Source organism: Shinella sp., assembly GCF_035998705.1.
Classification (GTDB): domain Bacteria; phylum Pseudomonadota; class Alphaproteobacteria; order Rhizobiales; family Rhizobiaceae; genus Shinella.
Genome location: NZ_DASYHH010000018.1, coordinates 1 through 24887 on the forward strand (window position 1 = coordinate 1; position 24887 = coordinate 24887).

Annotated in this window: 24 protein-coding genes and 1 pseudogene; 13 read left to right on the top strand and 12 right to left on the bottom strand. The window is 59.5% G+C overall.

The features are described 5' to 3' along the window. The 8 genes and pseudogenes from VGN93_RS13910 to VGN93_RS13945 form a co-directional block, all read right to left on the bottom strand. A partial coding sequence (locus tag VGN93_RS13910; protein WP_327507972.1) for a cation transporter occupies positions 1-275 on the bottom strand: 275 nt, incomplete at its 3' end. Between the two features lie 71 nt (positions 276-346). Then, positions 347-754, bottom strand: coding sequence for a cytochrome o ubiquinol oxidase subunit IV (gene cyoD, locus VGN93_RS13915; protein ID WP_242225011.1), 408 nt, complete (start codon positions 752-754; stop codon positions 347-349). Next, positions 751-1371 carry a cytochrome o ubiquinol oxidase subunit III gene (gene cyoC / locus VGN93_RS13920; protein WP_023515137.1) on the bottom strand — a complete coding sequence of 207 codons (621 nt, stop codon included), beginning with the start codon at positions 1369-1371 and terminating at the stop codon, positions 751-753. Before cyoC ends, cyoD begins: the two co-directional genes overlap by 4 nt. A 4-nt stretch (positions 1372-1375) precedes the next feature. Continuing rightward, positions 1376-3382, bottom strand: a complete 2007-nt coding sequence (gene cyoB / locus VGN93_RS13925; protein ID WP_242225009.1) for a cytochrome o ubiquinol oxidase subunit I — start codon at positions 3380-3382, stop codon at positions 1376-1378. Positions 3383-3411: 29 nt separating this feature from the next. Continuing rightward, the gene (cyoA, locus tag VGN93_RS13930; RefSeq protein WP_242225025.1) at positions 3412-4569 is read right to left on the bottom strand and encodes a ubiquinol oxidase subunit II; all 1158 of its coding nucleotides are present in this window, start codon (positions 4567-4569) and stop codon (positions 3412-3414) included. 262 nt (positions 4570-4831) lie between these two features. Continuing rightward, entirely contained in the window at positions 4832-5155 is a 324-nt protein-coding gene (locus VGN93_RS13935; protein ID WP_242225007.1) for a hypothetical protein, read from the bottom strand. A gap of 267 nt (positions 5156-5422) precedes the next feature. Continuing rightward, complete coding sequence (locus tag VGN93_RS13940) at positions 5423-6019, bottom strand: transglutaminase-like cysteine peptidase (protein WP_242225005.1); 597 nt, start codon at positions 6017-6019, stop codon at positions 5423-5425. A gap of 390 nt (positions 6020-6409) precedes the next feature. Beyond that, a pseudogene (locus VGN93_RS13945) lies at positions 6410-7380 on the bottom strand (DUF1403 family protein). Positions 7381-7495: 115 nt separating this feature from the next. On the opposite strand from VGN93_RS13945, the gene VGN93_RS13950 reads away from it, so the two are divergent. Continuing rightward, the gene (locus VGN93_RS13950) at positions 7496-8626 is read left to right on the top strand and encodes a tyrosine-type recombinase/integrase (RefSeq protein WP_272809701.1); all 1131 of its coding nucleotides are present in this window, start codon (positions 7496-7498) and stop codon (positions 8624-8626) included. Between the two features lie 109 nt (positions 8627-8735). Here VGN93_RS13950 and serA read toward each other — a convergent pair whose 3' ends face one another. From serA to repA, 4 genes are all read right to left on the bottom strand, one after another. Further along, positions 8736-9974 (bottom strand): phosphoglycerate dehydrogenase, encoded by a 1239-nt coding sequence (serA, locus tag VGN93_RS13955; protein WP_064334790.1) that lies wholly within the window; start codon positions 9972-9974, stop codon positions 8736-8738. 647 nt (positions 9975-10621) lie between these two features. Then, entirely contained in the window at positions 10622-11839 is a 1218-nt protein-coding gene (repC, locus tag VGN93_RS13960) for a plasmid replication protein RepC (protein ID WP_064334789.1), read from the bottom strand. Between the two features lie 171 nt (positions 11840-12010). Beyond that, positions 12011-12997: a plasmid partitioning protein RepB gene (gene repB, locus VGN93_RS13965; RefSeq protein ID WP_064334788.1), complete on the bottom strand. Its 987-nt coding sequence runs from the start codon at positions 12995-12997 to the stop codon at positions 12011-12013. A 78-nt stretch (positions 12998-13075) separates the two neighbouring features. Continuing rightward, positions 13076-14257, bottom strand: coding sequence for a plasmid partitioning protein RepA (gene repA, locus VGN93_RS13970; RefSeq protein WP_256388555.1), 1182 nt, complete (start codon positions 14255-14257; stop codon positions 13076-13078). Positions 14258-14651: 394 nt separating this feature from the next. On the opposite strand from repA, the gene traI reads away from it, so the two are divergent. The 12 genes from traI to trbI are packed head-to-tail and all read left to right on the top strand — an operon-like array spanning position 14652 to position 24802. Next, complete coding sequence (gene traI, locus VGN93_RS13975; RefSeq protein WP_064334786.1) at positions 14652-15278, top strand: acyl-homoserine-lactone synthase TraI; 627 nt, start codon at positions 14652-14654, stop codon at positions 15276-15278. A 3-nt stretch (positions 15279-15281) separates the two neighbouring features. After that, positions 15282-16253, top strand: a complete 972-nt coding sequence (trbB, locus tag VGN93_RS13980) for a P-type conjugative transfer ATPase TrbB (protein ID WP_064334785.1) — start codon at positions 15282-15284, stop codon at positions 16251-16253. Then, entirely contained in the window at positions 16243-16629 is a 387-nt protein-coding gene (locus VGN93_RS13985) for a TrbC/VirB2 family protein (RefSeq protein ID WP_064334784.1), read from the top strand. Before trbB ends, VGN93_RS13985 begins: the two co-directional genes overlap by 11 nt. Further along, positions 16622-16921: a conjugal transfer protein TrbD gene (locus VGN93_RS13990; protein WP_064334783.1), complete on the top strand. Its 300-nt coding sequence runs from the start codon at positions 16622-16624 to the stop codon at positions 16919-16921. The genes VGN93_RS13985 and VGN93_RS13990 overlap by 8 nt, the downstream gene beginning before the upstream one ends. A 10-nt stretch (positions 16922-16931) precedes the next feature. Then, positions 16932-19385, top strand: coding sequence for a conjugal transfer protein TrbE (locus VGN93_RS13995; protein WP_064334782.1), 2454 nt, complete (start codon positions 16932-16934; stop codon positions 19383-19385). Next, complete coding sequence (gene trbJ, locus VGN93_RS14000; protein ID WP_064334781.1) at positions 19357-20160, top strand: P-type conjugative transfer protein TrbJ; 804 nt, start codon at positions 19357-19359, stop codon at positions 20158-20160. Before VGN93_RS13995 ends, trbJ begins: the two co-directional genes overlap by 29 nt. Further along, positions 20157-20363 (top strand): entry exclusion protein TrbK, encoded by a 207-nt coding sequence (trbK, locus tag VGN93_RS14005; RefSeq protein ID WP_327507973.1) that lies wholly within the window; start codon positions 20157-20159, stop codon positions 20361-20363. Before trbJ ends, trbK begins: the two co-directional genes overlap by 4 nt. Next, the gene (trbL, locus tag VGN93_RS14010) at positions 20357-21538 is read left to right on the top strand and encodes a P-type conjugative transfer protein TrbL (protein ID WP_064334779.1); all 1182 of its coding nucleotides are present in this window, start codon (positions 20357-20359) and stop codon (positions 21536-21538) included. The genes trbK and trbL overlap by 7 nt, the downstream gene beginning before the upstream one ends. 17 nt (positions 21539-21555) lie before the next feature. Next, the gene (locus VGN93_RS14015; protein ID WP_064334778.1) at positions 21556-22218 is read left to right on the top strand and encodes a conjugal transfer protein TrbF; all 663 of its coding nucleotides are present in this window, start codon (positions 21556-21558) and stop codon (positions 22216-22218) included. Between the two features lie 16 nt (positions 22219-22234). Next, on the top strand, positions 22235-23047 hold the full coding sequence (gene trbG, locus VGN93_RS14020; RefSeq protein WP_064334777.1) for a P-type conjugative transfer protein TrbG: 813 nt from the start codon (positions 22235-22237) through the stop codon (positions 23045-23047). A gap of 2 nt (positions 23048-23049) precedes the next feature. Next, positions 23050-23487, top strand: a complete 438-nt coding sequence (gene trbH / locus VGN93_RS14025; RefSeq protein ID WP_064334776.1) for a conjugal transfer protein TrbH — start codon at positions 23050-23052, stop codon at positions 23485-23487. Positions 23488-23497: 10 nt separating this feature from the next. Then, positions 23498-24802, top strand: a complete 1305-nt coding sequence (trbI, locus tag VGN93_RS14030) for an IncP-type conjugal transfer protein TrbI (protein WP_064334775.1) — start codon at positions 23498-23500, stop codon at positions 24800-24802. The last annotated feature ends 85 nt before the right edge of the window (positions 24803-24887 follow it).

Sequence of the window (24887 nt, forward strand, 5' to 3'; positions counted from 1 at the left end):
CAGGCCGAGCGGATGACGAGGCCGGCGACCAGCACCGAGAGAAATGGGTCAAGGATGCTCCATCCGGTGAGCATGATGCCGATGGCCGCAGCAATGGCGCCGACCGATCCGAGAAGGTCGCCGACGACGTGAAGGAGCGCGACGCGCAGGTTGCTGTCACCGCTGTCGCCGGACCATAGCGCATAGGCGCCGACAAGGTTCACGAGGAGACCGATGGTCGCGACAACGAGCATCGGACCGGCGAGGATCTCCGCGGGCTGGTTGATGCGCTGCACCGCTTCCCAGGCGATCCACTTTAAACCAAGACTGTCTGTTCGTTCTGTAAGCGGGGTTCTTGGCGAGCTGGCTACGGCATATTCTTCATCATTTCTGGTGTCATCGGCATCATATTCGCGTTAAGGTGGTACATGATCCACAATGAGCCGGAAACCGCGATAAAGATGATGACGACGGTGAAAATTAGCGCCATTAGCGTCCATCCGTCTTCCGCGCGGGAGTTCATATGCAAGAAGTAGATCATGTGGACCACGATCTGCACCACAGCGAAGAGTATGATCAAGACGCCCGTCGCGGTCTTGTTTTCAAGGACATTACCCATCACCAGCCAAAACGGAATCGCAGTCAGTATCGCAGCAAGTAGGAAGCCCGTTACGTAGCCACGAAAGGACCCATGCGTCCCGCCATGGCCGAGCCCACCGTGTTGATGGTCATGATCATGGTTGCCGTGCGCGTGGGCGTGTGGATTCGAACTCATATCAAAACTCCCATCAGGTAGACGACGGAAAACACGCCCACCCAGACTACGTCGAGGAAATGCCAGAACATGGAGAGGCAAGAGAGCCGCCGGCAGTTTTCCGAGCTCAGTCCATACCTGGCGATTTGCACCATCAGCGTCACAAGCCAGACAATGCCAATGGTGACGTGAAGGCCGTGTGTTCCAACGAGGACGAAGAAGGCCGACAGGAAGCCGCTGCGCTGCGGCGTGGCCCCCTCCCCGATCAGCTTGATAAACTCGTAGAGTTCCAGCCCGATAAAGGCGAGGCCGAAGAGACCAGTAACGGCCAGCCAGAAAAGCGTCTCCGATCTGGCGCCACGCTCCATCTGCAGCATGGCGAAACCGAAGGTGATCGACGACAGAAGCAGGAATGCCGTATTGATGGAGACGAGCGTCAGGTCGAACAGGTCGGCCGGCGACGGGCCTGCCGCATAATTGCGCCCGATCACGCCATAGGTGGCGAATAGGACGGCAAAGATCAGGCAGTCGCCCATCAGATAAATCCAGAAGCCCAGGCTGGTGGCATTTTCCGGATGACGTTCCTGTTTCTGGTAGAATTCCGGCTTTACCGACGAAGTGTCGTGAGTTTGGTTCATGGTCTCATGCCCTTCCTGCAAGCAGGTCGGTGCGGGCGGCCTCCGTCTCGACGACCGTCTCGACTGGGATGTGGTAGTCCCGCTTGTAATTGAAGGTATGGGCAATCGCGACGCTCATGAGCGCCACGAAGGACAGCGCCGCCAGCCACCAGATGTACCAGATCAGCGCGAAAGCCAGAACGACGCTAAGCCCGCTGAGAACAACGCCAGTACCTGTGTTTTTCGGCATATGGATGGCCTGGAAACCATCGACCGGGCGTTCATGACCTCGCTCTTTCATATCCGACCATGCATCGAGGTCATGAACGATTGGAGTGAAGGCGAAGTTATACTCAGGTGGAGGGGATGAGGTGGACCATTCGAGCGTGCGGCCATCCCATGGATCGCCTGTCTCGTCCTTCAGTTGATCACGTTTCACATAGCTGACGAAGAGTTGGACCAGGAACGCCACGATGCCGAGCATAATCAGGAAAGCGCCAAAAGCTGCAATGATGAACCAGATCTGTAGCGACGGATCGTCGAACTGGCTGACGCGGCGAGTGACGCCCATCAGGCCAAGCACGTAGAGCGGCATGAAGGCAAAGAAGAAACCGATCTGCCAGAACCAGAAGCTCAGCTTGCCCCAGAAGGGATCGAGCCTGTAGCCGAACGCCTTAGGCCACCAATAGACAATGCCCGCGAGCAGACCGAACAATACACCACCGATAATCACATTGTGGAAATGGGCAACCAGGAACAGCGAATTGTGGAGCACGAAATCCGCGGGAGGAACGGCAAGAAGCACACCTGTCATACCTCCAATCACGAATGTGACCATGAAGCCGATCGTCCAGTACATGGGCAGCTCGTAGCGGATGCGGCCTCGATACATCGTGAACAGCCAGTTGAACATCTTCGCACCGGTCGGGATCGAGATGATCATCGTGGCAATGCCGAAGAAGGCATTGACAGAGGCGCCTGAACCCATCGTGAAGAAGTGGTGTGCCCACACGAGATAGGACAGGATGGTGATGACGACGGTCGCGTAGACCATCGAGGTGTATCCGAACAGGCGCTTGCCGGAGAAAGTCGATACGACTTCCGAGAAAACGCCGAAGGCCGGCAGAACGAGGATGTAGACCTCCGGATGGCCCCAGATCCAGATGAGATTGATATACATCATCGAATTGCCGCCAAGATCATTCGTGAAGAAATTTGTTCCCACGTAACGGTCGAGCGAAAGAAGGGCGAGCGTCGCCGTAAGGATAGGGAACGTCGCGGCGATCAGGATGTTGGAGCAAAGCGAGGTCCATGTGAAAACCGGCATCTTCATGAAGGACATGCCCGGCGCGCGCATCTTCACGATGGTCGCGATGAGGTTGATGCCAGACAAGGTCGTCCCGACACCGGCCACCTGTAGCCCCCAAATATAATAATCGACGCCGACGCCGGGACTGTAGTCCGCGCCGGAGAGCGGCGGATAGGCGAGCCAGCCCGTACGGGCGAATTCCCCAACGAAGAGCGACATCATCACGATGATGGCTCCGCCCACAGTCATCCAGAAAGAGAAGTTGTTGAGGAAGGGGAAGGCGACATCGCGGGCGCCGATCTGCAGCGGCACGACATAATTCATCAGGCCAGTGATCAGCGGCATGGCCACGAAGAAGATCATGATGACGCCATGCGCCGTAAATATCTGGTCGTAGTGGCTCGGCGTCAGATAACCCTCGTTGCCGCTGAAGGCAATCGCCTGCTGGATGCGCATCATGATCGCATCGGCAAATCCCCGTAGCAGCATCACGAGCGCGAGGACCACGTACATGATCCCGATCTTCTTGTGATCCACGCTGGTGAACCACTCCCTCCAAAGGTAGCCCCAGAGCTTGAAGTAGGTGACGGTACCGAGGATCGCGGCGCCGCCGATGGCGACGACGATGAAGGTAACCATGAGGATGGGCTCGTGCAGGAAGGCAAGGGACTCCCATGACAACCTGCCGAAAATGAATTCCATTATGCTGATGTTCGTAGGCATTCGTGTTTCCAGTATCTGTCAACCGATGGTCATGGATTGGAGATGTCATTGGTTGGCGCGAATGAGACACCTTGCGTGCTGTTTTTTGCCGGGACACTACCGTCCATGACCGTGCCGTTTGGCATGACATGGCCAACTGCTGCCTGGCTCGCTTCCGACGCGGTCATGGCGCTTCGGTCGTCAGTGACCGCACTTGCTTCGGAGGCTGATCCTGTTACGGCATCGTCCTGAATTCCGTCGGCCTCGGGTGTCAAAGGCGGATAGAATACATCGAGACCTCTGAGCGGCGCGCGGCGCGTATCGTAGTCGAGCCTCTCCCTGTTCTTCTCGCTTTCGAGACCGCCACCGCCCATCTTGTCGATATGCATCATCTGGTTCATGCACATCGTGCCGGGGGTGGCGCAGAGATTCAGGATCGAATCGTAGAGTCCGCTGTCGACGCTGGCGTAGTAACGCACTGGCTCCTTGATGCTCGGCTTTTCCAGCTTCATATAGCTGTCGCGATTAAGCGTGGTGCCTACCCGCTTCACTTGCGTCACCCAGGTGTCGAAGTCAGCCTGGGTCAAGCCGCGGAACTTGAAGCGCATCTGCGAAAAGCCGCCGCCGCTGTAATTGGCCGAAAGCCCCTCGTAGTCACCAGGAACGTTCATGACCGCATGGAGACGTGTCTGCATGCCCGGCATGGCATAGATCATGCCCGAGAGCGCCGGAACATAAAAAGCGTTCATGACCGATGATGACGTAATCTTGAAGCTGATCGGAACGTCCACCGGCGCTGCGAGTTCGTTGACTGTAGCGATGCCATATTCCGGGTAGAAGAACAGCCACTTCCAGTCGAGCGCCACGACTTCCACGGTCATGGTCTTTGTATCTTCCGTGACCAGCCGTTGCGCATCGATCCGGTCGAGCGGACGATAGGGATCGAGTTTGTGAGTGCTGATCCAGGTGATCGCACCAAGCACGATGATGATGGCCAATGGCGCCGACCAGATCACTACCTCGAGAGCAGTCGAATGGTGCCATTTGGGGTCGTATTTCGCCCTTTTGTTAGACTGGCGATAGTGCCAAGCGAAAAAGAGGGTGAGAAACATCACCGGTACGATGATGAGCAGCATCAATAGCGTCGAGACAACGATAAGATCCGCTTGTTGCCTTGCGATATCGCCTGAAGGCGACATGACGACCATTTTGCAACCGCCCAGCAGGAGCAACAGCGGGACGACAACGGCAAGGCGAACGAACTTCTTGGAGAGAAGCACTTCTGACTCCCTGGAATTAACCTCGGGTCTTTGAATGAAAGAGGTTCCCGGTTGCCCCGGTGGCGTCTGTCCGCAATGGTACACCCGAGGCACGGAGCTGCCGGATGACAGATTCCGGAACAATGGGCGCAATGCGGCGAAGCCGGCTACAAGCGCAAGGCTTGACGGGCTGCCGGGTTATTCGCTTTTTTTACGACTTTGGAGGGTGTGGGATCAGATAGTACTGGTTCTCGAACCGCGGTTGCGCGGGGAGGATGAAGGCAAGCTTCTCGCATGCCTTATGCTCGTTCAAGTCGACATAAGCAGACGGCTGCCAGTTCCGAACATGTTGGTCGGCATCGGAAACGGCCAAAACCTTACTCTCGGGAAAGAGCCTGGTTTCGTTGGCGTTCAGCGCAACCACGATCTGAAGAGAGGAACCATCGATATGCGGCTTCGCAAAAGCATTGCCTGAGACGACCTGGAAAGAGATCATCAACAGAAAAATCACGATCTTCCGGCCGACCGACATCATGTTGCATGTCTGCTCATAGTGATAAAACAAGGCGAGGATTTATCAAAGAAGCCAACTCAAAAAAAGCAGGATATCTCGCGTGCGCCAATTTGTCCGAAACATGTTGCCGGGATCCGGAAACCATTGCTCTACCTTGGATCGCGATTGACCGTTCGATTCTCACGCGGCATGAACACGATCGAGAGCGGGTGTTGTCAGCGCCATAGACAATCGTAACAGTGGGTCCGGACACGTCCTCAAAGCGGTGAGTTCGGGAAGTCGGCGGCGCTACTTGACGCTACCGACGGCGTCGGCACGACCGTCCTGCAGTTTGATCCACTTGCCGGCATCGGCTGAGGACTGACGCTTCAGATATCGGTACTCGGTGTCCGACCAGAGCAGGATCTTGTTGCGCATATTGTCGAGCACGAAATCGCCGCGATCGGTACGAAGGGTCAGCACCGCGTGGCCCTGTCCGCTCGGCTGAACAACGACGGTGATCAGCAAGTTGGAAGGCGAGATCCCGGCCTCGATAAGCTTCTTACGCTTAATCAGAACGTAATCCTCGCAGTCGGCGGCACTTTGCGGGTAGGTCCAGAGTTCTTCAACGCCGTAGATTTCCATGTCCGTCAGTGGCAGATAATCCACGTTCGCGTTATAGTTCACGTTGACGATAGTCTTCCAGTTTTCCTGTGTTAGAGCCATCGGGCCCTTGTCCTCGCCGTTGGGCTGGCATTCTTCGGTATATTTCTTGCAGAATGTATAGTGGCCGATCGGCTGGCTAGTCTTGCCAGCGAGTTCCATCGCCGCGGGAAGGGCCATGGCCTGTGCGGCGACCATGGAGAAAAGAAATGCGAGTGCACTGACCTTGATTGTTTTTGTCATTGTTCTGTCCTCGTTCAATAATGGGACAATGACATTGATACTTTGATCTTGCGCAAAAATTAGAAGAATAATTTAGTTTAAATCAAGGTAGAACATGCACTAAATGAAAATAAAACATCAATCAAATTTAATCAGTATTTGAATTACTTTTGATTCAAATTTTAGGAAAATTCTCGATGTGCTAGACGAAGCCAGCTGACATTTATATAACTGAATTTAAAAAGCTTTTTCCAAATCGGACAACATCGCTATTTCCCAGAAGACAGAGCCCTTGCTCCAAAGGAAGGCAACCCGTCAGCGCATAGGTGGATACCTCACGCTCGGCAGATTTGATGGTCGCTGTGAACGTGAGGCTCCACAGCCAACGATGGACCCCGAATTTTCAATACCTCATCGGCCATGTGCCACATTGAAACGCGATACGTCCGTCGCAAGGTGGTCGCCTAGTTTGCGCCAGGACGTGGTCCGCGGCCCAGCCGGTCGAACAGCCGGGGTCGCCGCCCAGCGCGAGAGATTGCTGCCAGGCGCCGAGGCGGCGACGGCGTCCTGATCGAGAAGCGCTTGGATGACGGCGCCGGCGCCCCTCGTGCGAACCTTTGACGCCGCGGTGCGCAGCGTCCCGGCCCGCCGAGCAATCTCGCCGGCGGTGCGCAGGGCCGATCCTATCCCTTCAACGAGGGCAAGGCAGACGGCCCGGGCAAAGGCAGCTTCCCCCGGACGGACACGCCCCCTGCCCCCAAGCGTCTTGAAGGCCGGCCCATAGCGCTCGGCCATCAGCAGCGGCATGGCACAATCCCATTTCAGCTGCGCCGCGATCAGCAGATCGGCCAGCATCCAGCCGAGCGGTTCGGCATCCGGCCGCACGGCATGTAGGGCCGTGACCGAGTCCGCCGCGGCAAGAGGCGCCGGGCGGCCCGATTGCAGCGCATCGTCGGCATGGTCGACCACCGCGGTGAGCCGATCGTCCCAGGCAAGCCCCAATAGATCGGCAAGCTCGGCCACCGCTTTCGAGGAAAAGGCGGGTTTTCGGGTGGAAAGCCTTTTGGTGGCCAAAAACACCTTTCCGGCCGGGCCGGGATCGTCGCCGGCGGTCGTCAACAAACGGCGTCGCGCAAGGCGGACTCGTCCTCGCTGCGCCCCATCAGCCGGACCGCGACGGCAGCACATTTGAGGGCCTGGCGCGCGCGCCAGCAGCCGGCCCAGACGGGTTCGGAGCGAATGAGATCATCCAGCGATTTCAAGGCGATGCCGGCGGAGAAAGCGGCGGCAAGTTCGTCCGGCTCGCGGCCGCGCGGCAGGGTCCAGCTAGGCAAGGCAGCCGTGAACGTCGGGGCGGAAACGGGCGAATCCATGACCGGCATCCTAGGCCAATTGTGCGGATTATACCAGACTTTTGCGCATTAACCGCACGGCTTGTCTTGCGCACAAAATGATGGATAACGTTGCCTTATCGTTCATTTTGCTCATTATAGAGAAATGTCCCAAATCATCGACGAAAACAGCGAAATTCACTCTCCGGAAAGCTCTGCTCCGCCGCACAGCACGCCGGCGGCCGACGGCATTTCCACCGCCGTCGCCGCAACACCCACCTCCCCTCTTCCGGCGAGCGCCGGCCTGCCGGCCCAGCTGCAGGATCTCACCGACCGCGCCCGCGGCTACGTCGAGGCCGCCAGCTCCGCCAACACGCGCAAAGCCTATGCGTCCGACTGGAAGCATTTTACCGCCTGGTGCCGGCGGCAGAGCCTGTCGCCTCTCCCCCCGGAATCGCAGGTCGTCGGGCTCTACATCACGGCCTGTGCTTCCGGGACGGCTGAGCGTGGGATGAAAGCGAACACAGTCTCGACTATTGAGCGGCGCCTTGCCGCCATCGGCTGGAACTATGCCCAGCGCGGCGCGCAAAAACTCGATCGCAAGGATCGCGCTATCGCCACCGTCATGGCCGGCATTCGCAACAAACACGCCACCCCGCCGCGCCAGAAAGAAGCGATCCTGCCGGAAGACCTGATCGCCATGCTCGAGACACTCGAGAGGAGAACCCTGCGTGGCATGCGCGATCGGGCGATGCTGCTCCTCGGCTTTGCCGGCGGCCTGCGCCGTTCGGAAATCACCGGACTCGACCTTGGGCGCGACCAGACGGACGACGGGCGCGGTTGGGTCGAAATCTTCGACAAAGGCGCGCTGCTGACGTTGCGTGGCAAGACAGGCTGGCGCGAAGTCGAGATCGGCCGCGGCTCTTCCGACGCGACCTGCCCCGTCGCCGCTTTAGAGGCCTGGGTAAAATTCGCGAGGCTCGCGAAAGGCCCCCTCTTCCGCCGCGTAACCGGGAAAGGCAAGGATGTCGGGCCGGACCGTCTGAACGACCAGGAGGTGGCACGCCTCGTCAAGAAAACCGCGCTGGCTGCTGGCGTGCGCGGCGATCTCTCCGAGGCTGAGCGCGGCCAGATGTTTGCCGGCCATTCGCTGCGCGCCGGCCTCGCCTCCTCGGCGGAGGTCGACGAGCGCCACGTGCAAAAACAGCTCGGCCATGCCTCGGCAGAAATGACCCGCCGCTACCAGCGCCGGCGCGACCGGTTCCGCGTCAACCTCACCAAGGCCGCGGGGCTCTGACAAGCCCTTTCCCTCCTCGGCGTGAAACTGTTAGGTCAAGTTTTGTCGTCGTTTTTTCACTTAGCGGCTCAATTGAAATCGGGACGCAAAAACCACAATCGGTCAGCTGTCAGTAGACCAATCGCGCTCGTATCGTTCCGGGAATTTCGCGTAAGGCCTGTAGGATGTCGTCGGCCTTTGCACAAATTCCTTCCGCCTCGATCACCACGTAGCCCGTGTCGCCATGGGTCTGAAGGAACTCAGCGACGATGTTCAGCCCCCGTGACGAGAAGATTTCGTTGAGCTGGATGAGCATGCCGGGGCGGTTTTCATGCACGTGAATGAAACGCGTGCCGTTCGGGCGCTCGGGCAGTTGTACCTGCGGAAAGTTGACGGCGCCCATCGTTGAGCCGATGTCGGAGTATTCGACCAGCTTCCTCGAAACCTCCCCGCCAATACGCTCTTGGGCTTCCTCAGTGGAGCCGCCGATATGCGGCGTCAGAATGACATTGCTCAAGCCTTGCAACGGCGTCTCGAAACGCTCGTTGTTCGATGCCGGCTCCTTAGGGAACACGTCCACGGCGGCACCCGCGAGATGGCCGTCTTTCAGGACTTTCGTAAGCGCATCGAGGTCAACCACCGTGCCGCGAGAATTGTTGATGAAGATGGCGCCCTTCTTCATACGGCGCAGTTCCGTTTCAGTGATCATATTATGCGTCGAGGGCGTTTCGGGAACGTGCATCGTCACATAGTCAGAGATTTCGAGAAGGTCGCCCAGCGAAGCCATCGACTCCGAGTTGCCGCGACGAAGCCGATCGGATAGATCGAAGTAGCGCACGACCATGCCCATGCTTTCGGCAAGCGCGCTGAGCTGCGATCCGATATTGCCGTAACCGACAATGCCGAGCGTTTTGCCGCGGACCTCCCGGCTGCCGACAGCGGACTTCTCCCACCCTCCTTGATGCGCGGAAGCCGAGCGCGGAAAAATCTGCCGGGTCAGCATAATAATCTCGCCGATCACAAGCTCGGCCACCGATCGCGTGTTCGAATACGGTGCATTGAACACCGGGATGCCGCGCCGCCGCGCTGCATCCAGATCGACCTGGTTCGTACCGACGGAAAAACAGCCAATCGCGATCAACTTCTTCGCGGATTCGAGGATCTCGTCCGTCAGCTGAGTGCGGGAGCGAATGCCGATGATGTGGGCGTCGGCGATGTGGCTCTTAAGATCCTTGTCGTCGAGCGCCTTCGGCAAGTGAATGAGATTGGTGTAGCCGGAGGAAGAAAAGTAGTCCACGGCGGTCTGGCTAATGCCTTCCAGCAGAAGCACGGAAATTCGGTCGCGTGGAAGTGAAAGTTCGCGGGTCATAAATGTTGCTCCGATTTCCGAAAGACCGATGTGGCATCGACGCTTATGAATTGTTTAAGCGCCCTGGCAGCCTAATATCAACACTTGGATACCGCGAACAGATCTCCGTCATCGCCCACATACTGAAAGCGATTGAACGGCAGAGCGCCTCCGCAGCGGACGCCGCTCGGCGAGACAAAATAGTCGCTCTCCTCCGTCAGGAACCTGCTCGGTAGCGCGGAAAAATGGTCTGTTCGAAACGCTACAGGGCCGTGACCGCAGGGTGAAACGCACACCAGCCAGTATGCTGAGAACAGAAAAGCCTGCCGCGGGAGGAGGTGCGGCAGGCTTTCCAAACTGTGATCGGCAACTGGGAGGAGGAGCGCCGCCGATCCGGTGCGAGCGATCAAGGGAGGAGAAGATCACTCGCTATATGAAGTTCGTGGGAGGAGGTACGAACGTCATGCAGACAATATGGTCCCGTCCGGCTTCGCCGAGAAGCCCGGATGGCTGCATGACAGCGTTGCAGGCCGCGTACGTCAATCGAAGTGCCCCACTGTCGGCCGGAACATAGTCGCTTGAATGCGTCCATCGCTCTCTTCGATCGCACATTCCTCAGAAGAGAAAGGCCGGGATACACTGGGCCACAGACCGTACCTTCCCACCCGCTATGCAGACCGTCGCTCGTCGCCGGCGCCGCTTCGCATTAGGGCCATGATCATCGGCCCGAGCGAGAATTCGCCCCGTTCGGCTCGTCTGGTGAGATCCCGTAGATAGCCACCGGGTGAATTGATGTGTCCTTCCCTTTCAAGGATGCAGGCAACCGCTGTCGCGGCGTTTTCCGCCCCCATCGTGTCGCACGCATCCTGATAGGCCGATGGGCTGATGCCGAGCATCGTTCTCACGACAACGGCGGCGCTCATTAGATCCCGCCAGCCGGAAATCGCTCCTCCTTGCGGCACATAGGCGGTGATTTCCGGGCAAGCACGCAGGATCATAGTCAACGGGAGCGATCCCATCGGCTTGACAATCCGTTTCGGTTCTTTCTCCAACGGCGCCCCCTGCTCTTTTCGAGAGCGAGGTTCAAGTTCACTAAGGGATTCGGGATTTGAATTCTGTATGTGGCATCCGATTTGGACAGCATTGCTATCCATTTTTTCTGCTTTTTGTTGCATATTCAGGATGTTGAGCACTTCATCGCGCAGAAGGCCCATTTCTACGAGGATCGCATCGACTTCAGTACGGCTTGGAGAGCGCGGAATCCGTCCGACAAGTGCGACAAACATAGCCTCAATCGTTTCCCAATCCCCATCCGCGCCCTCCTCGACCGCGGCCGTAATCAGCTTGCGAACATCCCTGCGGCAAATCGTAAGGGCTTCCTTCGCCCGCTTGAGCAACCGGCGTTCCTCTACGACCTGCTGGGCAAGAATCGCGAATTCCTCGACACGAGCCAGGAGTGGCGCGAGGCTGAAGCCATACGCTTGCTCGATCTCTCCGCCCTTCGCGCGGTGAGCGTACCGCTTACCGTTCGGACTATCGCGCCGGAAGATGATCCCTGCGTCGACAAGAACTGCCAGATGACGGCGCAACGTGGTGCCGGCAATGCCGTGGGCTCGATGGGAGAGCTGCTCGTTAGAGGGGAAGACCACCAGGCCGTGCTCCTCCGAAAGGTCGCTTTTGGGGTAGAAGCTCAAAAGCGCGTCCAGAACGGTGATCGCGCGATCCTGAAGGCCGAGTAGTCCGCGTGCCTCGCTCACGTCGCGGAACACCTTCCACTTGTCGATGGACTTGCCTGCCTTGATATCAGCCGCTTGAACCTGCCGATTCACGAGCGCAATCGACATCCGCCGCGGCCCAAAGGGCGCGGTTACATTTCCGACTTGCATTTTCCTTCACCTTTCAAAAGGCAAAAGACGTCCGCTCACCAAAACGGTGCCAAAATGTCCTCACCAGACTCTTGACGGGGATTCTCGGAAATGCGATTCTCTGGGTGCTAACTCGAGAAGGGCTTCCGGAATGTTTCGGGGGCCTTTTTCTTTTGCGGTTTCGAATCTCTCCTACGTTTCGCTACGCTCCTGGAACTCCCTGTAAAGACGCTCCAGATTGTCCGAAAGGTATGCTCCAAATCCGGAAGCATCCTTTGATTTCACGGCGATCGTAAACGACCGACCAGCATCTTTCGTAGCGACCTTCACCGCGTTTTCCGCCAATGCCCAGGTCCGCTCTGTCGGCCGGCTGGATGCCGGCTTCTTCTGCTTTTTTTTCGACAGTGCGTCCACGACTGCGGAGAATCGCTCTTCGATCGGCACATCGTCGAGCAGCCCTTCTCCAATCAAGGAAACAGCTTCGGCCGCCTTGGTAGGATGAAGAACGATCTTCTTGAGGTGTTCCCAGCGATCTCGGCCAATACCTCGTGCGGCGCCGATTGCCTCAAGAACTTCCCCAGGAATTTGTTCTGCTACAGCGAGCATGCGCGACAGAAGGGTGTCGTCGACCGTCAGGGCTGTTTTGATGTCTTCTTTTGAAATGCCTGCGGTCTGAAGCGTCTTCGCGAAAAGAGACTTCTCGATGAACGTCAGCCCGGCGCGTGCCGTGTTCTCTTGCCCTTGGGAGATAACGTAGTTGATCTCCTCCAACGGCTTAATTATCGCCCTTACGGTCGTCCCAAGTTCCTTCGCAACCTTCGTTCGACGGTGTCCAAAGACGATGATGTGTCGACCTTCGACTTCGGGGTTTGGCCTAACGAGAATTGGGGACGACTGGCCAGCCCTTTTGATCGCGTTCCGGAGCGCCTGATACTGCTCATCATCTTCGCCAATACGATCGCGAAACGGTGACGGATCAAGCGAGTCCGGATCGAGCTGGACGATGGATTCTCCCTCGAGGAAGCGGATCGAGTTCTCAGCCATCTCGTCGAGTGACTGCATCATAGACCGCGATGCACCGCGCCGCGCATATTCTGCTCGCGCTTCAGATGGTGCAGCGACCGATGCCTCTTCAGGGCGCATGCCGCCAATATTGGAGAGGAGATGCTTTCTAGCCATCGCTTTTCCTCAAATCTCTCATCATCTTGCTGTTTTTTATGTCTTTTTTTGCATTCTGCACGGCTGTCAAATCCAAGCCTACTTCCGCCCCCACGCCTGATGTACCAAAGAAGTGATCTCGCTATTCACCGCGTTCAACGACTCTATGGCGCGGTCATAGGTCGAACGAATGAACTGGTTCCGGTCCACCTCGTAGAGCGTCTGTTTCGTGATCCCGGCATCGGAAACCGCCGTAGACTTGAGCATTTGATTGCTGAGCATTCGTCGATTGAACATCGCTTGCATGAAGCCAACCATCTGGGCTTGAGGCCCATCAGTCGGCTCATACCGTGTGACGAGATATCTGAACCATTTAAGGCGCACCTTTGCCCCAGCGCTCTTGATGGACTGGAGTATCCCCCCAAGCATCAGCAAGAACTGGCTCATCGACATGATGTCCAACATCTGCGGATGCACTGTGATCAGAACCGACGTCGACGCAGTAAGCGCCGTCAGCGTGAGATAGCCGAGTTGCGGAGGGCAATCGATCACCACGACGTCGTACTTGTCGTCTACTTCTTTCAGCGCCTGACTAATGCGCGTGAAGAACATCCTGCCTTCAGGAGAATTCTTGTTCGATGCGGCTAACGGTGTTTCGTACTCGTATTCCTGCAGCTCAAGATTGGCCGGGACAATGTCCAGACCCGGAAAATTCGTGCTTTGGATAATCTCTGTGATCGAGCGGCGCTGCTTGTCGTAGCGGAGCGCCTCGAACAAGGACGGGTTCTTGTCCAACTCGGGCTGAATACCATGCAGAGCCGTGAGGGAAGCCTGGGGGTCGAGATCAATTGCAAGGACACGATGCCCCGTCAAAGCAAGGTATTGGGCCAGATGGGCAGTCGTCGTTGTCTTCCCACTACCCCCCTTGAAATTCACAACAGAGATGACCTGGAGACCCTCACCCTTGCGTCGATGGGGAACGTACTTCTTGAAGTCGCTGCGACCATACTTATCCAGAAACTGCCGAAGCTCGAGCATCTGCTCAGCTGTGTATGAACGCCGGCCCGATGAAGAGACTTGAGGCTGCGGCCCCTTTCCGTCAAGGTGCAACTTCTTGATATGGTTCTGGGTCACACCAAGGAACTCGGCGACCTCGGACAAAGAGAAAAGGCGGAGCCCCTTCTCGGCATTCGGTGGATACTGTTCGAGGCGCAGCATGTTGAGCTTGTCTGAGATGAGTTCCCCTTGTTCGAGAATCTCCTCATCAAAATCCAAGTCCAAGTCCGCTGCCAAGGTACGCTCAGTTTCCACTCGTGCCACCACTTTTTGAGAATAACGCTTTTCTCACCACGAATGCCGAGAAAGCGTGATTAGTATGGGCGATTCTCCAGTGGCCGCAAGGCGTTTTTGGTTAACGAAAGGTTAACGCCAAATGCCAGAAATTGTCGGCTAAATAAATTTCACAAGCGAATATAGTCACTTAAGGGACAACCACGCGACGGCACGCCGACGCGCTACTAACACTTTTGTTAGTAAAAATAGCTGAAAAAGGTGACCCAGCACCTGCCGATGCCCATCTCGGCACCAGAATCACCACTAACACTTCTGCGAGTAGATCTCCGCGCCGATTGGCAGCAAACCACCCTGCGTCTCAAACGCCAGGGAGATTTGTTCGATGCGAGTCACTGCTATTGCGAAGGCCCGAACCGCCTCAGAAATGAAGATCCTCGACGACATGCACCGTCTCAGGGCGCGCATTTTCCAGGGTCGCCTGTCCTGGAATGTCCGCTGCACCGACGGCCGCGAGTATGACGAGTTCGATGATCTGGCGCCGACCTACATCATCGCGCTCTCCAACCGCGATGCGGTCATAGGCTGCGCGCGTCTCCTGCCCGCGGTCGGAACGACGATGCTTGGTGCCGTCTTTCCGCAGCTTCTCAGGCGCGGCCAGCTCCCCGCTCATCCCCGGATGATCGAAAGTTCCCGGTTCTGCGTCGACACCGCATGCGAGGAGGGGAGGGCCGACGGTTCTCTGCATGGCGCGACGCTCACCATGTTCGCCGGCATCGTCGAGTGGTGCCTGACGAATGGCTACAACGAGATCGCGACCGCGACGGACGTGCGCTTCGAGCGCATCCTGAAACGTGCTGGCTGGCCGATGCAGCGTCTCGGCGATCCGAGCATGATCAACGAGACGCGCAGCGTCGCCGGGATCCTCCCCGCCGATGCCGCGAGCTTCAAGCGTTTGCGCCCTGCCGGTTATCACTCGGCGATCCCCACCCTCGGTAAGAAGGCGGCTTGAGCGATGACGTCCCATCACCACCACTCGCTTCCCCGCCTGATCTCCAAGCTGGAAAACGCGCTCGGCGACCATCTCTGCATCGCTCTCGATGATCCGAGTGTCGTCGAAATCATGCTCAACCCGGATGGAAAGCTCTTCATCGAGCGCCTCGGCCACGGCATCGCCGCCGCCGGCGAGATGACGCGCGCTGCCGCCGAGACGGTCATCGGGAGTGTTGCGCATGTCCTGAAATCGGAAGTGGACGAGGACAACCCTATTGTCTCGGGCGAGCTTCCCATCGGTGGGCACCGTTTCGAGGGGCTATTGCCGCCGGTGGTGGTGGGACCATCCTTCACCATCCGCCGGCGCGCATCGCAGCTCATCCCACTGGATGACTACATCCGGTCGAAGACCATGACGCCGATGCAGGCGTCGGTGATCCGGAATGCCGTCGAGTCGAAGCTCAACATCGTGGTGGCGGGCGGAACCGGCTCGGGCAAGACGACGCTGACGAACGCGATCCTTGCGGAGATCGTCGAGCATGCGCCCGAAGATCGGCTCGTCATTCTCGAAGACACGGCCGAGATTCAATGCGCGGCGGTGAACGCCGTGTGCCTGCACACCAGCGATACCGTCGATATGTCGCGTTTGCTGAAGAGCACAATGCGCCTCCGACCGGATCGCATCATCGTCGGCGAGGTGCGTGACGGCGCGGCGCTGACATTGCTGAAGGCGTGGAACACCGGACATCCGGGCGGCATCGCCACGATACACGCTAATTCGGCGCGTTCGGCGCTGCAACGCCTGGAGCAGCTCACGGCCGAAGCCAGCCAGCAGCCGATGCAAGCCGTCATCGGCGATGCGGTCGACCTCATCATCTTCATCGAGCGCGTCCCGAAAGGCAGGCGCGTGACGGAAATCCTTCATGTCAGCCGCTTCGCCGGCGGCCAATACCACACCGAACCATATGCAGAGGAAGAGCGCGATGCAGCGTAACCGGAACCCCTTTACCCTTGGCTGCTTCATCGCAATCGGCGCGATGGTGCTCGCTACGCCGGCACTTGCCGGCTCCGGCGGCGGTGGCCTGCCCTGGGAGGGACCGCTCGAACAGATTCAGGAATCGATCACTGGACCTGTCGCCGGCTATATCGCTCTCGCCGCGGTCGCCATCGCCGGAGGTATGCTGATCTTCGGCGGCGAGTTGAACGATTTCGCGCGGCGGCTGGTGTACGTCGTCCTCGTTGCCGGCCTTCTTCTCGGGGCGACACAGATCGTCGGCCTGTTCGGAGCGACCGGCGCCTCGATCGGACCAATCGAGGCTTGTTTGGACGTGAGCCCGGTTTCCGGAGGAGGGGAGGGGGCTCATGGCTGAGTCCTTTTCCGGCCTGCAGCGCAATCGCATTCATCGCGCCCTGTCCCGGCCGAACCTTCTGATGGGTGCGGACCGGGAGCTGGTGCTGATCACCGGGCTCGCGGCCGTCATCCTGATTTTCGTCGTCCTGACGGTCTATTCGGCGCTGTTCGGCATCGCCGTCTGGGTCGTCATCGTCGGAATCCTGCGCATGATGGCCAAGGCTGACCCGATGATGCGGAAGGTCTATATCCGCCATGTCTCCTACAGGCACACCTACAAGGCGACGACCTCGCCCTGGCGCCGGTACTAGGGAGGAGATGATGGTTGCTCTCCGCCGCTTCCGCGCCACCGGCCCATCCTTCGCGGATCTCGTTCCCTACGCCGGCCTAGTCGACAATGGGGTGCTCCTCCTGAAGGATGGCAGCCTCATGGCCGGCTGGTACTTTGCAGGTCCGGACGCCGAAAGCGCGACGGATCTCGAACGCAACGAGCTGTCGCGCCAGATCAACGCCATCCTGTCGCGGCTCGGCACGGGTTGGATGATCCAGGTCGAGGCCGTTCGCATCCCGACCGTCGACTACCCGTCACAGACCCGCTGCTTCTTCCCGGACCCAGTCACCCGCGCCATCGATGCAGAACGCCGCGCGCATTTCGAGCGGGAGCAAGGGCATTTCGAGAGCCGCCATGCACTCGTGCTGACTTATCGTCCGCTCGAATCGAAGAAGAGCGCGCTTAGCAAATACGTCTATTCGGATGAAGAGAGCCGCAAGAAATCCTATGCGGACACGGTCCTCTTCATCTTCAAGAACGCGATTCGGGAGATCGAGCAATATCTCGGCAACACTCTTTCGATCCGGCGCATGGAGACGCGCGAGACCGTCGAGCGGGGAGGGGAGCGCGTCGCGCGATATGACGAGTTGCTCCAGTTCGTGCGCTTCTGCATCACCGGCGAGAACCATCCGATCCGTCTACCGGATGTGCCGATGTATCTCGACTGGATCGCAACGGCCGAACTTCAACACGGCCTGACCCCGAAAGTCGAAAACACATTCCTCGGCGTCGTCGCGATCGACGGCCTGCCGGCCGAGAGCTGGCCGGGCATCCTCAACAGCCTTGACCTGATGCCGCTGACCTATCGCTGGTCGTCGCGTTTCATTTTCCTCGATGCAGAGGAGGCGCGCCAAAAGCTCGAGCGGACCAGGAAGAAGTGGCAGCAGAAGGTCCGTCCGTTCTTCGACCAGCTATTTCAGACGCAAAGCCGGTCAGTCGACCAGGATGCGCTGACCATGGTGGCCGAGACCGAGGACGCGATCGCACAGGCATCGTCCCAGCTGGTCGCCTATGGCTACTATACGCCGGTCGTGATCCTCTTCGATCATGACCGCGAAGCGCTTCAGGAGAAGGCCGAAGCGATCCGCCGTCTCGTGCAGGCCGAGGGCTTCGGCGCCCGCATCGAGGGCCTTAACGCCACCGACGCCTATCTCGGCAGCCTGCCGGGCAACTGGTTCTGCAATGTCCGCGAGCCGCTGATCAATACCAGCAATCTCGCGGACCTCGTCCCGCTCAACTCGGTCTGGTCCGGAAGCCCGGTGGCGCCTTGCCCGTTCTATCAGGAAGGCTCGCCGCCGTTGATGCAGGTTGCCAGCGGTTCCACACCGTTCCGCCTCAATCTCCATGTCGACGACGTCGGGCACACGCTGATCTTCGGCCCGACCGGCTCCGGCAAGTCAACCTTGCTCGCGCTGATCGCGGCGCAGTTCCGCCGCTACGAGCGCGCGCAAATCTTCGCGTTCGACAAGGGCAATTCACTCTATCCGCTGACGCTTGCCGCCGGGGGCGATCATTACGAGATCGGGGGCGACGCTGAGGAGGGGAGGGCGCTCGCGTTCTGCCCGCTCTCGGACCTCGCGACGGACGGAGACCGGGCCTGGGCAAGCGAGTGGATCGAAACGCTCGTCGCCCTGCAAGGCGTGACGATCACACCGGACCACCGCAATGCGATTTCGCGACAGATCGGGCTGATGGCCAATGCTCCCGGCCGCTCACTCTCCGACTTCGTGTCGGGCGTTCAGATGCGGGAGATCAAGGATGCTCTGCACCACTACACGGTGGACGGACCGATGGGGCAACTCCTCGATGCCGAGCGGGACGGGCTTACGCTCGGTGGGTTCCAGTGCTTCGAGATCGAGCAGCTCATGAATATGGGCGAACGCAGCCTGGTCCCGGTGCTGACTTATCTCTTCCGCCGCATCGAGAAGCGTCTCGATGGTGCGCCGAGCCTTATTGTTCTGGACGAAGCATGGCTGATGCTCGGCCATCCGGTCTTCCGGTCAAAGATCCGCGAATGGCTCAAGGTGCTGCGCAAGGCCAACTGCGCCGTGGTCCTGGCCACGCAGTCGATCTCGGACGCGGAGCGTTCCGGCATCATCGATGTGCTGAAGGAATCCTGCCCAACCAAGATCTGCTTGCCGAACGGCGCGGCGCGCGAGCCGGGCACGCGGGAATTCTACGAGCGGATCGGCTTCAACGAGCGGCAGATCGAAATCGTCTCCACCGCCATCCCGAAGCGCGAATACTACGTCGCCACCCCGGACGGCCGCAGGCTGTTCGATATGTCGCTCGGACCTGTCGCGCTGAGTTTCGTCGGCGCCTCCGGCAAGGATGACCTGAAGCGTATCCGCGCCCTGAAATCCGAGCATGGCCAGGAATGGCCGGCCCATTGGCTTCAATCGAGAGGAGTTTCCGATGCCATCGACGTCCCCAGCAAAACGTAAGCTCGCCCGCGCGCTCGTCGCCGCCGCAATCACCTTCGGCACAGCCACACCGGCGCTTTCCGGCGCGGCCACCGGCGAGGCGACGGAGTTGACCCAGCTCGCCAACAACGCGGAACTGATCAAGCTGCTGGAAAGCTCGGGCGTGCAGGTCGAGAACCAGCTGACGCAGATCAGCCAGCTCGCCGAGCAGATCCAGAACCAGTTGAAGATGTACGACAACATGCTGCAGAACACCGCGCAGCTTCCGGACCACATCTGGGGACAGGTGGAGCAGGATCTAGGACAGCTCCGCGATGTCGTCAGGCAGGGGGAGGGCATCGCCTTCTCGATGGGCAATGCCGACGACGTCCTCCAGCAGCGTTTCAAGAGCTATGCCGACCTGAAGGACAATCTCCCGAACAAGGAAAGCTTCGCCACGGCCTACCAGAACTGGTCCGACACGAACCGCGGCACCATCGCCGGCACGCTCAGTGCTGCCAGCCTGACCGCCGACCAGTTCGACAGCGAGGAAAGCACGATGAAGGAGCTGCGCGGCATGTCCGAGAGCGCCGACGGCCAGATGAAGGCCCTGCAGGTCGGCCATCAGATCGCGGCGCAGCAGGTCGATCAGATGCAGAAGCTGCGTGGCCTCGTTTCCCAGCAGATGACGATGATGGGCACCTGGCTTCAGACCGAGCAGTCCGACAAGGATCTCGCGCAGGTACGACGTGACCGGTTCTTCAACGCCGAGGTCAAGTCCATTCCAGAAGGTCAGAAGATGGAGCCGCGCTGGTGAACCGGTCCCTCGTCATATTCATCGGCTCTGTGGCGGCGGCCGCAGCTCTATCGGTCGCAGCTACGGTTCTCATCCTCAAGACCGGCGACACGAGCAAGCCAGCGATGTCGGAGGAGCAGCGGGCCGCACGCGAAAAATTCTTCGGTTCCGGCAAGGAATTGCGGCCGATCGAAAAAGGGCAGGAGATGCGTCCGCGATGGTGAAAGCCGATCTTGAGCGCACCGCCGTCATCACGGCCCTGTTGTGCTTCGCGCTTGCCGCGCCGGCCTTTGCACAACAGGGCCAGGTGCTGACCGAGCTGGAAAACCAGGTCTCATCGGCTGCAAAGGGGTGGGAGACCACGATCATGGATGCGGCGCGATCCCTGTTCTGGATCTTGGCCGGAATCGAGATTGGCATCGCCGCGGTGTGGCTCGCGATCCAGGCGGCGTCGCTCGACAGCTGGTTTGCCGAACTGGTCCGCCGCATCATGTTCATTGGCTTCTTCGCGTTCGTTCTCGATCAGGGACCGACGTTCGCGCGCGCTGTTGTGGACAGCCTTTTCCAGATTGGCTCCGGCGGTGGCTCGGCCTCGCCGGCGGAAGTGTTCGACGCCGGCATCCGGGTTGCATCGCAGATGTCGCAGCAGGCCCAATTCGGTGTCTTCGAAGACAATGCGCTCGCGATCGCCGCTGTGCTTGCCATGGGCATCGTCGTCATCTGCTTCTCGCTGGTGGCGGCGATCTTCGTCAGCGTCATGGTGGAAATGTATGTCGGCCTGCTCGCCGGCATGATCATGCTGGGTCTTGGCGGGTCATCGTTCACGAAGGACTTCGCCATTCGCTATCTCGTCTACGCCTTCGGGGTCGGGATGAAGCTGATGGCGCTCGTGATGATCTCGCGGATCGGCTCGGAGGTTCTCATCGGATTGGCGCAGGCGCCAACCGCCGAGAGCGATCAGTTCATCACGACGCTCGCGATCGCGGGCATTTCGGTCGTGGTGTTCATCATCGCAATGTACGTGCCGAACATCATGCAGGGCGTCGTGCAGGGCGCCTCGGTGACGGGAGGAATGGAAACCATCCGCCACGGAGGGCAGGCCGCGTCCTTCGCCGCCGGTGCAGGATTCCTCGCAGCCGGTGCGGCTGGCGCAGGCTTTGCGGCGGCCCAGGCCGCCCGCGCCGCAGGCTCGTCCATCGCCGGCGCAGCAGCTCGTGGCGTCGGCGCTGGTATCGGTTCGGGCGCGAAAGCTGCCGGCTCGGCCGCCAAGGAAAAGGCGATTGGTTCGCCTGGCGCCTATGCCGGCTCGATCCTCGGCCTTGCGAACGCCAAGCTCGACGAGAAACGTGGCGGCAGCAGCGGCACAAAACCGTTCCCCGAACGCAACGACAAACCATAAGAAGAAGAGATTGATCGATGGCAGCAGATCGCGCCCCTGAAAACCCTTATCTCGCCGCGCGTCAGGAATGGTCCGAGCGATACGGCTCCTACGTCCAGTCGGCGCGGGCCTGGCGCATCGTCGGCATTCTCGGCCTGACCATGGCCGTGATCGGCTTCAGCTATGCCATGTATCTGAGCACTCAGGTCAAGTTGGTGCCCTATATCGTCGAGGTCGACAAACTCGGCACCTCCGTCACGGTCGGCTTTCCCGAGCAGATCGAATACGCCGATGCCCGCGTCGTGCGCGCGACGCTCGGCAACTTCGTGACCAGCTTCCGATCCATCACGCCGGATGCCGTCGTGCAGAAGCAATATATCGACCGGACCTATGCGCTGCTTCGGACATCCGACCCCTCGACCCAGAAGATCAATTCCTGGTTTCGGGGAAACTCGCCGTTCGAGAAAGCGAAGACCTCGACGGTCGCGATCGAGGTCAACAACATCGTGGCGCTCTCCAACCAGACCTATCAGGTCGACTGGACGGAATATGAGCGCGACCGGAAGGGCAAGGAAACCGGAACACGGCGTTTCCGCGGCATTGCCACGGTCTCGCTAACGGCGCCCCAGGACGAGTCGACCATCCGGCTCAACCCCATCGGTCTCTACGTCCAAGACTTCGACTGGACAGCACAGCTTTAAGGGCAGGGAACATCAAATGCACAGATCAGGATCGATCGCGGCCGCCGGCTGCATGGCCGCACTCGTGTTCGCCTCCGGCGCACTCGCGCAAAACATGACGACGAACGAGGTGAGGGGAACCAACATTTCGGGCAAATGGCGTGGAACGCCCGGTCTCGTCGCCAAGGGCGCGGATGGCAAGGTCATCTTCCTCTACGGGGAAACCCAGCCGTCGGTCGTCTGCTCCCCGCTTCAGGTCTGCGACATCGAATTGCAAGGTGGCGAGATCGTGCGCGACGTCCTTGTGGGCGACACTGTGCGGTGGAAGGTCGAGCCAGCCACCTCGGGCGCAGCTGGGGGACAGGCGATCCACCTGATCGTGAAACCTTCGGAAGCCGGGCTTGTCACGTCGATGGTCATCACGACGTCGCGGCGGACCTATCACATGCAGCTCAAGTCCCATCCGAGCCAGTACATGGCCCGTGTCGGTTTTGAGTATCCGGAGGACGTCTCCACGAAGCTTGCGGACATCAATGCCCGGCTGGAGACGGGCGGCATCCCTGGCACCGCGCCCGACAAGCTGAACTTCTCCTACTCTGTCAGCGGCAGCGCGGCATGGAAGCCGAAGCGGGTCTATTCGGACGGCACGAAGACCTACATCCAGTTCCCCCGTTCGATCGGTGGGCAAGACGCGCCGGTGCTGTTCGTCGTCAGCGGCGGCCAGAACCGGATCGTCAACTACAGAATGAAGAATGACATGATGATCGTCGACTATGCGGTCGACAAGGCGATCCTCGTTTCCGGGGTCGGCTGGCGACAGCAGAAGATCACCATCCGGCGGGGAGGATAACGATGAAGCGATTGCTTCCCCTCATTCTCGCCGCCGGCCTGCTCTCCGCCTGCCAGACGGCCGACGACGGCCTCTCAACCAACTCGGCGCCGGCCGTCATCTCAGGTCCTGCCGCCAGCGCCATCGCCGGCGATATGGCGAGCCGCCTTGCCGAGCAGATCGGGCCGGCCGGAAGCACGACGCTCAAGATGGACAAGGGCACGTCCGAATTCGCCGTCGCGCTCGAGGCGGCGTTGAAAGGCTGGGGTTTCACCGTCGTCACCGACAGCCAGGTCGAGAAGGGCACAAGACCCATCAAACTCGAATACGGGATCGACAGCATGGACGGACAGGTGCTCGCCCGCCTGTCCACGCCGACAGTCGCGCTCGGCCGCGCCTATGCGGCGACTCCGGGCGGCGCCACGCCGGCGAGCCCGCTTTCGATCATGCAGCGGAACTGAGGAGAAGATCATGGTTCAGTCGCTTCAGCTCGGAACGGCCACTCAGGACGACGACCAAAAGGGCATGCGTCGTCTCAATCGGTTGCCGATCGTCGCGGCGATCATCTTCATCGTGCTGTTCATTGGCGTGGTGGTGATCGGCCTCTCCTGGCGCGGCCTGCCTTTCGGGCGCAACAACGATCTCGACAGCGCCTCGAACACATCGGCCTCGACCTATGGCGACAAGCTCAAGCAAGGCGTATCCGACGGGATTATCGGCGAGCCGGAACAGCGCGAGGTTTTCCAGCCGACGCCTGCGGCCGAACGGCAGGCGGAGGAGAAAAGCGTTCCTGCGGAGTTGCCTCGTCGGACCGAACGGGAAGAGCGTCGGCCGAAGCTGGAATCGCGGGAGGAGTGGCTGGCGCGCCTGGAGCGCGAGCAGGAAGAGCAATATATCCGTGAGAAGTATCGCCAGAGTATGGCACGCTTGCAGGCCCGCGCCGGTGCGCTGGACTCGCCGGTGAAGGTCGACATCTCCGATCTCGGACGCACCAGCACCGATACGGCCACAACAAATGGGCAGCGGCTGGCCACTGCGCCGAGCGGCACATCCGACCTCTACGCGGCGGCGATGAAGTCCGGGCTGCTTGGGCAGAACGTCGACCAGAACGGCCAGACTTCGAAGGAAGAATTCTTCAATCAGGACATCAAGGATCTTGGCTATTTGCCCAACCGCGTCGTTCCACAATTCTCGCCCTACGAGCTGAAACGCGGCTCGGTCATACCCGCGACGCTTATCACCGGCCTGAACTCGGACCTACCCGGACGCATCACCGCGCAGGTCAGCCAGAATGTCTATGACAGCGCCACGGGCTACCGGCTTCTCGTTCCGCAGGGCGCCAAGCTGTTCGGGCGCTACGACTCGAAGGTGTCCTTTGGCCAAAGCCGCGTTCTCGTCGTGTGGACCGACCTGATCTTCCCGAACGGCTCAACGCTGCAAATCGGCGGTATGGCCGGCACGGACGCGGAAGGCTATGGCGGGTTCAAGGACAAGGTGGATCGCCACCTCTGGCGGACATTCGGCTCGGCCGCGCTCGTCGCGATCATCGGGACCGGGATCGATATGTCCTTGCCCGAGAGTTCGACGCTCGCGACGCAGGACACCGCGTCAGATGCAGCAAGGCGCAACTTCGCGGAATCCTTCGGCCGCGTGGCGGAGCAGACGATTTCGAAGAACCTCAACGTGCAGCCGACCATCCGCATCCGTCCCGGCTATAAGTTCAACGTCCTCGTCGATCAGGACATTATCTTTCCCGCCGCTTACGCATCGCGATAGTACGGAAACTGCACACATTCCATACAGTTCGTGAGGTTTGCGTAACCTTCAACCCTGCCGCAACGAAAGCGTCATGGAAATGTCT